Origin of the sequence: Citrobacter sp. wls717, from assembly GCF_005280955.1 — a bacterium.
In the GTDB taxonomy this organism is placed as follows: domain Bacteria; phylum Pseudomonadota; class Gammaproteobacteria; order Enterobacterales; family Enterobacteriaceae; genus Citrobacter; species Citrobacter werkmanii.
In genome coordinates, this window is the sequence record NZ_SZWW01000004.1 from 1 (window position 1) to 11,633 (window position 11,633).

Consider the following 11,633-nt stretch of genomic DNA (forward strand, 5'->3'; position numbering starts at 1 on the left):
AATCGTGTGAACGAGGCGCATATTAGCGAGGGTGATGAGGGTTGTCAAAGGACGAAATGCAATTGTGCGTTCGTTTGCTGACAAAATCAGCAAAGCGGCGAACTTTCCGTCTTTTTATGCTTTTGCCCCATTCTGGTGCGTATCTACCTTTTCCAGGGCAGCCACAGTTATCTGTATAAGCGTACAAAAAATGTCGTTCTTCACTTTGCTCCTTACCTGACGCGGCGTCAGCGTAAAACGCCGCTGCAGACGAAACTGGCAAGTATCTTGCAATCCTGAATCACATGACTGCCAGCACGGGTTCTGGTATTCCGACAGGAGGCAAAATGAACTTCAGACGACTGAAATATTTCGTAAAAATCGTCGATATTGGTAGCCTGACCCAGGCAGCGGAAGTGTTGCACATCGCGCAACCCGCGCTGAGCCAGCAGGTCGCCACGCTGGAAGGCGAACTGGATCAGCAATTGCTGATTCGTACCAAGCGCGGCGTCACGCCCACGGAAGCGGGGAAAGTGCTGTATACCCACGCCCGAACAATTTTACGTCAGTGTGAACAGGCGCAACTTGCGGTCAATAATGTTGGTCAGACTCTGAGTGGTCAGGTTTCTATTGGCCTGGCACCGGGTACGGCGGCATCATCCATCACTATGCCACTGTTACAAACAGTACGTGCCGAACTGCCCGATGTACTGGTCTATTTGCATGAAAACAGTGGGGCAGTGCTAAATGACAAGCTTCTCAGCGGACAATTAGACATGGCAGTGCTCTATGAGCGCTCGCCCGTGGCGGGCATAAGTTGTCAGCCGTTGCTGAAGGAGGATCTTTTCCTGGTGGGGACGCGTGATTGTCCAGGCCAAAGCGTCGATTTAGCCGCAGTGGCGCAGATGAATCTGTTTTTGCCGCGGGATTACAGTGCGGTGCGTTTGCGGGTGGATGAGGCTTTTTCGCTACGTCGCTTAACGGCCAAAGTCATTGGTGAAATCGAGTCTATCTCGACCTTAACGGCTGCCATTGCCAGCGGTATGGGCGTCACCGTGTTACCCGAATCGGCAGCCCGCGCATTGTGCAATGCAGCAAATGGCTGGATGGCGCGGATTACCACCCCATCAATGAATCTGCCGCTCTCGTTGAATGTGTCGGCCATGGGGAGCTTGTCGCCACAAGCGCAGGCAGTTAAGGAGATCCTGTTGTCGCTGGTTAGCCGACCGATGCTGGAAAACCGTGAGCTGCAGCTGGTGAGCTAAAGCTTATTCCCAAGAGGAATAAGATGCAGGTTTTTATTATTTGTTATGCCGGCCATCAGACTTTAACAATAGCGTAATGTCTGATGTGCCCGGAGCGAAAAGTGAATTTCCAGCAACTTAAAATAATCCGCGAGGCGGCCCGTCAGGATTACAACCTGACGGAAGTCGCGAATATATTGTATACCTCGCAGTCGGGTGTCAGCCGACATATTCGTGAACTTGAAGATGAACTTGGCATCGAAATATTTATTCGTCGCGGGAAACGCCTGCTGGGCATGACCGAACCGGGTAAAGCCTTACTGGGCATTGCCGAACGTATTCTGAATGAGGCCAGCAACGTCCGCCGTCTGGCGGATCTGTTTACCAATGACACGTCAGGTGTTCTGACGATAGCCACCACGCATACCCAGGCGCGCTATAGCCTGCCCGCAGTGATTAAAGCTTTTCGTGAGCTTTTCCCGGAAGTGCGTCTGGAACTGATTCAGGGCACGCCACAGGAGATCGAAGCGTTGTTGCAAAATGGCGGAGCAGATATTGGTATTGCCAGTGAACGTCTGAGTAGCGATCCACTGCTGGTGGCTTTTCCCTGGTTTCGTTGGCACCACAGTCTGCTCGTTCCGCACGACCATCCACTCGTCAAGACATCGCCTTTAACGCTGGAATCCATCGCCCATTGGCCGTTAATTACTTATCGACAGGGAATTACGGGACGTTCGCGTATTGATGAAGCGTTTGCCCGAAAAGGGTTAGTGCCGGATATTATACTTAGCGCCCAGGATTCGGATGTGATTAAAACTTATGTGGCGTTGGGACTGGGTATTGGGCTGGTGGCAGAGCAATCCAGTGGCGAGCAGGAGGAGGGCAGTTTGACCCGTCTGGATACCCGGCATTTATTTGATGCCAACACCGTCTGGCTGGGGTTGAAACGAGGACAACTACAGCGCAACTATGTCTGGCGATTTATCGAGCTATGCAACGCAGGGTTATCCGTGGATGAAATCAAACGCCAGGCAATGGAGCCCGATGAAACCGTGATTGATTATCAGATATAAAGCGGGCTTTTCAATATCAATTACGTTGCCACTGGCGCTCTTTTGAGTGCGCCAGTCTTCCACTGACTCTGCGGCCTGCATTGCGCCGTTGTCGGTAGCGAAAAATTAAGCCTCGGTAATAAATGAGACAAAGCGATTAAGCACCCGGCTGACTTCTCGGTTTTTAAGCCATATCATCATAGTGTTCACGTTACCTATCTGTGGGGTAATCGTATGGCTACGGATAGGGAAATTATGTTCATACTGTCTGACTACGCTCTCTGGCAACAGGGCAATCCCCATTCCGGCACTCACGCAGCCAAGGATCGCCTGAAAAGAGCCGAACTCCAGGGGATCGGCATAATCGACTCCCTGCAGCCGCAGCCATTGTCCCAGACGGGAGCGATAGTTACACCCCTTAACAAAGACCAGCGGTCTTGTCACTTTGAGGTCCGCGCCGGTAATGACATTCCGGTGCTCTGCCGCCGTCACCAGTACCAGCGTTTCCTGACATAAAATGTGCAATTGCAGAGGCGAATTTTCCGTGTGCAGCGCCTGATGATCGGCAACGAAAGCGATTTCCAGTTCATTGTTCAGGATGTGCTGCACCAGTACCTCCGTGGGGGAGGTTTTCAGGTTTAGCTCAACGGAAGGCATTTCGCGGTGGAAATTCGCCAGTATCGAGGGCAGACGTACCGCTGCGGTCGTTTCCATTGCGCCGATGCGTAACGGTCCCGCCACTTTTGTTCCATGCATGGACAATTCCGCTTCGTGTAACAGGGCCAGAATTTTGTTGGCATAGCGAAGAAGAAGCTCGCCTTCAGGGGTGATGTAGAGCCGATTTTTCTCACGGACAAACAGAGATACGTCAAGGCTGGCTTCCAGCTGTTTGAGACGGGTTGTGACATTCGATGAAACGCAGTGCAGACTACGCGCAGCAGCAGATATGGAACCCGTTTCCGCAACCGTTTTAAACAAGTTAAGCGAGGTACTGTTCATAGAAGGCATTACCTAAAGTGAATGTTTTCGTCATTTTTATTAACTTTTTATTATCATTTCCTTATGTAAGATAACAATCAAACTTAATTCGTCTTTTGAGGCCAAAAAATGGATATCGATCACAGTGCTGTTGGCCATCGTCAGCTGAGTACTGCTGTATTTGGTATGATCGTCTTGACCTTAGGAATGGGAATTGGGCGTTTTTTATATACCCCTATGCTTCCCGTTATGCTTCATGAAGGGCTTTTTACCTTTTCGCAATTATCCTTAATTGCCAGCGCAAACTATGCAGGTTACCTCGTCGGCAGTCTCCTTTTCTCCTTTGGTATTTTCAACGCAGTCAATAAGTTAAGAATGCTGTTACTGGTTTCAGCGTTACTCACAGCCCTGCTGATTTTTTTGATGGCACAAGTGACTCAGCCTGAAATTATTCTGTTAATCAGATTCCTTGCGGGTGTGGCAAGCGCGGGAATGATGATATTTGGTTCAATGCTGGTGCTCCAGCATACCCATAATCCTTTTGTTATCGCCTCACTGTTTTCAGGCGTAGGAATAGGCATTTTTATCGGTAATGAATATGTCATTGCTGGCGTGTCTTACGCGTTAGATTCACACTTGTTGTGGATTGGTGCTTCCATACTTTCAACGATATTTTTCGTCATCCTGGTAATTTTATTGCCGAAAGATAAGCATATGATCCCGCCGGTAAAAGCAGTCGTAAGTGCGGAACCTGAAATCCAGTGGTGGAATTTAGCCTTACTGTATGGTCTGGCCGGATTCGGCTATATCATTGTCGCTACATATTTACCGTTAATGGCCAGGGGGGTTGGCAACACCTTTTTAGCCGACCATATCTGGTCCATTGTCGGTCTTGCCGTTATTCCTGGATGCTATGGCTGGTTATGGGCCGCGCGCAAGTGGAATATATTATCCTGCCTAAGTGTTAACTTAATTGTTCAGGCGATTTGCGTAGTCATGGCCATATTTATTAACTCACCACTGCTACTAACCATTAGCTGTATTGGTTTTGGCGGCACATTCATGGGGACAAGTTCTTTGGTCATGCCGCTGGCAAGAAAAATAAGGGCACCAAAAAAGATTAACCTTCTTGGCCTCGTTACGCTGACTTATGGGGTCGGGCAGATCGTCGGTCCATTAATTGTCAGTGCCTTCCAGAGCAATAAAAATGGAATGACCTATTCCATATTATTGGGTGCAGCCTCGTTATTTATCGCAGCAGGGATTAGCTATTTACAATACAGTAAAGTTAAATATTCAGACAGTTGGAGCAAAGAATGAAAAAAATGACAGTGGCTATACTGGGTATGGGACCGCGTGGTTTAAGTATTCTGGAAAGGATTTGTGCCCTGCATACAGAGTATGCGATTAATGAACATATGCAGATCATTATTATTGATAAAAATGCCATGGGTGTGGGAGCGCATAGTTTGTCTCAGCCCGACCATTTATTAGTTAATACTGTTGCCTGTCAAATAACATTGTTTGGTGATGCGACCGTAAAAAATGCCGGCCCTTTTCGCCCAGGCCCATGTTTTCATCAATGGGCTAACAATCAGGGTTATCGCAAAGTGGGTGATCGCTATATAAAAAGCGAAACAGGTTTAGCTATTGATGCAAATGATTACTTGCCTCGTCGCTTATTGGGAGAATATTTGAATTGGGCGTATGAGAGAATACTAAAAAATCTGCCAGCCAGTCTGACGGTAACGCAAGTAAATCAGCAGGCAACTAATCTTTTTATTCAGCAAGATAAACGAACAGCCATTGTTTTAGAAGATAATCAGAGGATTGTTGCTGACTTTGTTTATCTGACAACCGGCCATGGCGACAATATGAAAACGTTGGAAGATCATTATGTCGAAAAATTTATTGCCAGCAGCAATAAGCAAAATGAACTGCTGGAATATTATTCCACGCCTTATCCGGTTGATAGGTTAAATAACATTCACTCCCGAGCTAAGGTTATCGTTCAGGGTATTGGGTTGACAGCTTATGATGTTATTTCTCAATTAACGCTGGGACGTGGTGGACGGTTTGTGACCGACAATGGGATGCTTCGCTATCACCCTAGTGGCAATGAACCTGATATTTTTATTTATTCCAGACAGGCTCTCCCTTTCAGCAGTCGTGGCATGAATCAAAAAGGTATTTCCGGTCAATACCGACCACGATTCTTAACTTCAGCCGCAATTAATGAATTTCGTGTCCAGAATTTAATTCATAATGCCACATCAAAAATAAATTTCATCGAACAAATTTTCCCGTTGCTGCATAAAGAAATGTGCTACGTCTATCGATCTACCCTGGAGGGGAAGTGGCAGGAACCCACGACATATGTTGCTGATGTGCATGATGCCGCGGTTATCGATAGCATACTTTATCCTCATCGCAATCAGGAACATGCCTCCCTGGAAGAATATAGCCAATGGTTTATTGATTTTTTACGCGATGACTTGCATGAGTCTGACAAAGGCAACGTCAAGGGCCCAGTGAAAGCGGCGACCGACATTATTCGTGACGTAAGAGATATTTTGCGAGGGGCTATCGATAATTGCGGACTTGACGCGAAATCGCATCAATACTTCATTGAGCAGATCAATCCTGTCTTTAATCGTATTGCTGTAGGTCCGCCGAAACTGCGTAATGAACAACTGTTGGCATTAATGCATGCCAACATAGTTCGTCTGGCAGGAGGAAAGGATCCCCGGTTAATGATGAATGAATATGAGGGTAAGTTCGAGGTTCATTCTGAATTTAAAGATGAGAGTAGCGTAGTGAAAGCTGATGTGTTGATAAAAGCCAAAATTGCTAACTTTTCGCCGTTGCACGACGTTTCAACGTTGATGAGGAATATGACTATCAACGGCATTGTGCGTCCCTTTATGAACGATGGTTATCATCCAGGCGGGCTGGATATTGATATCAATCAGCATCCGATTAACTGCCTTGGGGAAACGCAAGAATCGATTTGGGTGTTAGGCAATCCAGCGGAAGGGGCTAATTTTTACACTTACGTATTGCCCCGACCCCTTGTCAATTCGAGGTTCCTGGTCGATGCCGGGCGCTGTGTAACCGATATGTATCAACAATTGCACCATCGCAATGTTCAGCATGAGGTTGTCATTAATGCAGACTGAGCAAATCCAGACGCACGGTAATCTCTGGCAAAATCTGCAATCCTCAATGATTGTGATCTCATTGGGTGTTTTCCTTGCATCCTGTGTGCTTGCCGGTAAATATCCCGTGATGTCTGCTTTTGCACTCGTTGCGTCAATATTGTATATCCTGTCAACTTTTTCATTCTGGTGGAAAAAATCATCGGCAAGAAGTGGGATCCTCATTTTTATCGCTTCGATGATTTTTCTACTGACAGCAAACAAGAGTGGGGAACTTAACCTCCTCGCTGTTTTTGTACGATATTCAGACGTCATGCTCTTGCTGGTGGGGATTGCATTACTCCGGCAGGTGATGAACGCGATAAATTTTAACGCTGCGCTGGGGGCATATTTACTGCAGAAAAAACCGTCTCGAGTCACATTGTCTATAACGTTGCTGACCGCTTTTTTAACCTGGCCAATGAGCCTTGGGGCCATTCCACTCCTGCTTGATAGCCTGAAAAAAGTGGTTCAACCGAAGTTTAACCTGGCGAAGATTGTCACTCGTACGGTATGTATCACGATGGTTTTAATGCCGACGACTATTGGTGCGGCGGCGGTATGGGCAGCTATGCCGGATATCCCTCATGTTCCGGCGATGCTGGTCGGCATTCCCCTGTTTTTATTCAGTATCCTGTTAAACCAGAAATCGCGTGTCCAACTGGTTGCCGAAGATAGTCATACGGTTTCTGACCGCGGCAATATGACCTCGATTATTGCTTTTATCGGCTTGTTTTGGGGAAGCTTTATTCTATCGTTGAGCGTGCTGGGGTTGAATCCTTTGCAGAGCATCACTTTCACGGCGGTTGTTCTTTTTATCGTCAGCCATTTTGCGAATCGCAAAAAGCAGTGGGCGCAACAACTGTCTGAATCTGCTCAGGGGATCTCCGGCGAAGTGGTATTACTCCTGGCATGTAGCCTGTTAACATCGGTATGTATGATGTTGTTTGCAAACATCCCGCAAGGCATTACAGCGTTTGTTAGCGGTCTTACAACTTTTCAGTGCTATGCCATTATTTTATTTGTTCTGCCCTTGCCTGGTATCCTCGGTATTCATCCCCTAATTATATTTAGCGTGTCGTGGTCGATTTTTTCCGACTATCTTTCCGGCAGCGTGGTGGATTATCAGATTTGGATTTGCCTTTTTATTGCTACGCAACTGCTATCTCCGGTATCGATAAACGCAATTTTTGCTGCCAACAGCCTTAATGTTTCTCCCGGCAGAACCAGTTTCCAGATGCATTATGGTTATGTTCTGCTGTTTAACCTGTTTGCGCTTAGCTACCTCGGCGCATTATCCATAATCATTTAGTTTACAGGAGTTGTTATGCCCTACGTAAATATTAAGATCACTAAAGAAGGTGTGACCGATAAACAAAAGAAACAGCTGATGGAAGGTGCGACTCAGCTACTGGTGGATGTGCTTAATAAAAACCCTGCTACAACCATTGTGGTTATTGACGAAGTCGATACCGATAACTGGGGGATTGGCGGCGTACCGGTGACCGAGTTGCGTAAAAAAAGTCAGTAATAGTGAATGTGATGGCGGGGAACGTGCGTTCCTCGCCTGATATCCGCAGTCATCGTATTTTGCCTGGATGCAGGTAATGATATTGGCCCTTGCCGGTGTCATAAGTTGAGAAAAATAACCAACATACATTATTGTCTCTTTTCTGAGGATGTCATATATGCATGCTTATCATCATATACGTTTGGGTAATACCTCGATTAATGTTAAAAAAAGCTTTGATGAGTTGCTACCTGATCCCTGGCTTAAAGCTGAAGATGGGAAATTTCGTTTTCGAAGTTATCTTCAGGCAAAAGCAGGGTGTGAAAAATATTTTAGTTTGTGCGAGGCCGGAGTTTTCTTTCAGTCTGAAAAACTTAATACCTATTCAGGTGGTATCAGCAGAAAGTATCCAGAAATAAAACAGGATGTTGCCGAAGAAATTATGAATCTGGTATTTAGCAAATTACTGCCATTGCTACCGAAGGATAACTATAACGTTGGTATTCATCAAATAAGAATTACAACACATGATCGACAGCCGGGCTATCCTGCTCCGGAAGGTATACATCAGGATGGCTTTAAGTTCATTGCCGTCTATTGCAGCGAAATGGAAAATATCGCCGGTGGCGATACTACGTTAATCCCTCATCACGACGGCGGAAATGACGCAACAACCTTCAAAATTCTGGCGGGGGAGGCGATCATTTTCAATGATGTTAATTATCTGCATTATACCGCCCCTATCGTACCGCTGTTGCCCGGGAAAGGATTTCGGGATGTGTTTGTCATTACGTTTGATATCGAGAGTGAAAAATAATGAACATCTTACTGTGCCCACCCAAAATTCTTTTACAACACTCGCCAAACGCCTGGCATGAACTCCAGCAATCAACGCCGTTAGTGATAGCCACCTGCGCCAGTCAAAAAGCGGCGATCTTGCATCATATGGGGAATGATTTTACCTTTCTGTTTTATGAAAACTTTAACGATAATCCCCTGGTAGAACTGGATATTTATCATTATGCACGTTCGAACAACGCCAGCGGTATTTACTTCCTGGCTGAAATTGATGTGCTCAGGGCGGCAAGGATCAGCGATCGTTTAGGTTTAACTCAGGGGCGTGAGAATGCGGCGATCCTGTTTCGCGATAAGTTTCTGATGAAATCCCGTGTGCAGCAATATCAGTTACCGATTCCAGCAATGGCTCGCGTGGGAAATGCGACGGCAATGGCCTCATTTATTGCGCAACACGGATATCCCTGCGTGATAAAACCAAATGATGGACGTGGATCTCTGGGGGTGGTGGTTTTAAAAAATGAAGGTCAGTTATTTAAATATCTGGCGCAGATGAAATCCTCTGAATACCATAATCTGTTAATCGAGAAGTTTATTGAAGGTGAGGCTTATCAGATCAACGCGTTGTATCTGCAGGGGAAACCCATATTTATTTCCGCCTCTCGGGCCACGGTATCTTGTCTTGATTTTCTATCAGGGCAAACCTTAGGGCTGGTCATGGAAGATGATAATTCACTACACCAGAAGTTGATTGACTATACAAAATACCTTGCGAAAGAAGTCTTCCCTATTGAGAAAAACACCTTACTTCATCTTGAGGTATTTGTGGATCAGGGCGGTAATATTATTTTCGGCGAGCTTGCCTGCCGGTTAGGCGGATGTTTCGTTAATGAAGAATTAGGTGCGGCGTTTGGCCTCGATCCGCGTATGACATGGCTGAAGGCCTGTCTGAACGAAACGTATCCGCGGGATTTAGCGCAAAGAATACCTGTTATCCGGGTTGGACAACTGAATGTGCCGCCTTCTCAAGGAACCTTACAGGCTATTGCGGATAAATGTCCGTTACCTTTTGTGATCAATTATCGGGCTACAGGTGTTGTCGGACGTCATTACGATGTGATGAAACTGACGAATGGTGAGATTGTCAGTGCTATTGTTGAAGGTGAGTCCAGTCGTGAAATTGAGGAACATCTTGCGATGCTAACGCAATGGGTGATCGATAATACGCATTGGGTTAAAGATACGGTGCACTGAATATATTCATGACGGTGCCGGCGAAAACTATTGTTATCTGAACAACCGGCCTGGAGAGGTACTGGATGAGAGTATTGGCAGGTATTATCCTCTGTTTTCTCGTCGGGCAGGGATTCACTTTCTGTAACGTTCCGCTGGGCATGATGTTTGGTGCTCTTTTTACCGTGCTTATGCTCAAACGTATTGGGTTCTCCGTATCCTCAATGCCGGGAAGTATCACGGTTATCCAGCTTTCTCTCGGAATCTCGATAGGGATTATGTTCAGAGATTTTTCATATGGCGAGCATCGGCAGATAAGCCTTTTGTTTGCTTTGTTATTACTCTGCTTATCTTTACAATTTACCTTGAGTTACTTCTGGTGTGTGCGGCGGTTAGGCTGGAGTAAAGAAGAGGCGCTTTTAGGTGCGGTGCCAGGAGCGATGGCGGCGGTACTGGCGTTAGCCTCCCATATTAAGACGCCGCCACAAAAGATTGTGATCTCGCATTCTCTGCGTCTCATCACCCTGACGTTTCTGGCCGGGTATATCACGCGTGGGGCATCTGCAGATATTCTGGCTGCGACTCCAGCCGTTTTTTTCTCCGGGCACAATCTGCTCTGGCTGACCGGAATGGTATTAGCAGGATATATTGCGGGGAAGTTTCTGGAGCGCTTACATTTCCCGGCACCCTTTATGATAACCTCGCTGGTTTGCGCGGCGGCATTGCACCCTTTATCTTCACAACCACTAATTTTTCCCGATCTCTTTAATCAGATTAGCATGGTGTTGATGGGGATCTTGCTGGGGCATCATTTTACGACTTATTCGATGGCTGAATTTAGTCGTCATCTTTGGTCTTCGGTACAGCTTGTTCTGATTGGACTGGGGGTGACGATAATCATGGCATTTATCTCGGCGCGCTTGCTGGATTATCCCTTCCCGGTGTTGATGCTCTCCTGGGTTCCCGGCAGTGTGGAGTCGATGTCATTTGCCGCGCTGGCGTTAAAAGCGGATGCGAGCTTTGTTATGGCGAATCATATTATTCGTATGCTTCTCATTCATACCGTTCCAGCATTGGTTTTCTTTCGCAAAAGACAGATGAAAGTAGATTAATGTCTTCCTTGAAGAGCAAGGCATTGTTGTGGCGTTGCGGTTATTATTGCGCTTATCCGCCGCTGGCCTAAAGGTGAAGGATTGATTGCTGAAGCGTTAGATGTTGCGTCTGAAAAAATCTGGCCTTCGCGTTATCGCTGATGTCCTTCCGGCGCAGCTTGGATATGGAAGCTGTGCCGCAGAGGTTTTATTAAAATATAATATCCGGAGGTGCTCTATGTATACCACTCGTCTGAAAAAGGTGGGCGGATCCATCATGCTGGCGGTCCCTCCCGCCGTGCTGAAAACGCTGGGGCTGTCGACGGACAGCGAAGTGGGCATGACCATTGATGATGGCTGCCTGATTATTGAACCCCAGAAACAGCCCCGTTATTCGCTGCGACTAGCACAGAACTATAGATATGGCGGCCCGGAACGGCAAGCGTCTGGAACGCATACCTGACGCCGTTGTCAATGAGGTGCTTGCCAGGCTGGATGCGATTCTGAGTTAACACCAGAGACGCAAAAAGCAAAAAGCCTGCTCGAAAGCAGGC

Annotated in this window: 11 protein-coding genes and 1 pseudogene; 11 read left to right on the forward strand and 1 reads right to left on the reverse strand. The window is 46.8% G+C overall.

Annotation, left to right across the window (positions count from 1 at the left end; all coding sequences use genetic code 11):
* Window positions 1-326: 326 nt before the first annotated feature.
* Both nac and cbl read left to right on the forward strand, forming a co-directional pair.
* Window positions 327-1,244, forward strand: coding sequence for a nitrogen assimilation transcriptional regulator NAC (gene nac, locus FDX09_RS02280; RefSeq protein ID WP_069323332.1), 918 nt, complete (start codon window positions 327-329; stop codon window positions 1,242-1,244).
* A gap of 101 nt (window positions 1,245-1,345) precedes the next feature.
* Window positions 1,346-2,296, forward strand: a complete 951-nt coding sequence (gene cbl, locus FDX09_RS02285; RefSeq protein WP_038639784.1) for an HTH-type transcriptional regulator Cbl — start codon at window positions 1,346-1,348, stop codon at window positions 2,294-2,296.
* Window positions 2,297-2,401: 105 nt separating this feature from the next.
* Here the strand turns inward: cbl and FDX09_RS02290 are convergent, their stop codons facing one another.
* A complete protein-coding gene (locus FDX09_RS02290) occupies window positions 2,402-3,274 on the reverse strand; it encodes a LysR family transcriptional regulator (protein WP_038639788.1) in 873 nt (290 codons plus the stop codon).
* Window positions 3,275-3,382: 108 nt separating this feature from the next.
* Between FDX09_RS02290 and FDX09_RS02295 the strand changes: the two genes are divergently transcribed.
* The 9 genes and pseudogenes from FDX09_RS02295 to FDX09_RS02335 all read left to right on the forward strand — a co-directional run bounded on the left by FDX09_RS02295 (window position 3,383) and on the right by FDX09_RS02335 (window position 11,542).
* Window positions 3,383-4,573 (forward strand): MFS transporter, encoded by a 1,191-nt coding sequence (locus FDX09_RS02295; RefSeq protein ID WP_137346730.1) that lies wholly within the window; start codon window positions 3,383-3,385, stop codon window positions 4,571-4,573.
* Complete coding sequence (locus FDX09_RS02300; protein ID WP_137346731.1) at window positions 4,570-6,432, forward strand: FAD/NAD(P)-binding protein; 1,863 nt, start codon at window positions 4,570-4,572, stop codon at window positions 6,430-6,432. Before FDX09_RS02295 ends, FDX09_RS02300 begins: the two co-directional genes overlap by 4 nt.
* The gene (locus FDX09_RS02305) at window positions 6,422-7,762 is read left to right on the forward strand and encodes a hypothetical protein (protein WP_137346732.1); all 1,341 of its coding nucleotides are present in this window, start codon (window positions 6,422-6,424) and stop codon (window positions 7,760-7,762) included. Before FDX09_RS02300 ends, FDX09_RS02305 begins: the two co-directional genes overlap by 11 nt.
* A 15-nt stretch (window positions 7,763-7,777) precedes the next feature.
* Window positions 7,778-7,981, forward strand: coding sequence for a 4-oxalocrotonate tautomerase family protein (locus FDX09_RS02310; protein ID WP_038639801.1), 204 nt, complete (start codon window positions 7,778-7,780; stop codon window positions 7,979-7,981).
* 157 nt (window positions 7,982-8,138) lie between these two features.
* A complete protein-coding gene (locus FDX09_RS02315; protein ID WP_085048514.1) occupies window positions 8,139-8,777 on the forward strand; it encodes a 2OG-Fe dioxygenase family protein in 639 nt (212 codons plus the stop codon).
* Window positions 8,777-10,009 (forward strand): ATP-grasp domain-containing protein, encoded by a 1,233-nt coding sequence (locus FDX09_RS02320; protein ID WP_137346733.1) that lies wholly within the window; start codon window positions 8,777-8,779, stop codon window positions 10,007-10,009. The genes FDX09_RS02315 and FDX09_RS02320 overlap by 1 nt, the downstream gene beginning before the upstream one ends.
* A gap of 65 nt (window positions 10,010-10,074) precedes the next feature.
* Complete coding sequence (locus FDX09_RS02325) at window positions 10,075-11,100, forward strand: AbrB family transcriptional regulator (RefSeq protein WP_061381753.1); 1,026 nt, start codon at window positions 10,075-10,077, stop codon at window positions 11,098-11,100.
* Window positions 11,101-11,148: 48 nt separating this feature from the next.
* Window positions 11,149-11,241: pseudogene (locus tag FDX09_RS02330) on the forward strand (helix-turn-helix domain-containing protein); the annotation flags it as partial.
* Window positions 11,242-11,317: 76 nt separating this feature from the next.
* A complete protein-coding gene (locus tag FDX09_RS02335; RefSeq protein WP_137346734.1) occupies window positions 11,318-11,542 on the forward strand; it encodes a hypothetical protein in 225 nt (74 codons plus the stop codon).
* Window positions 11,543-11,633: the final 91 nt, after the last annotated feature.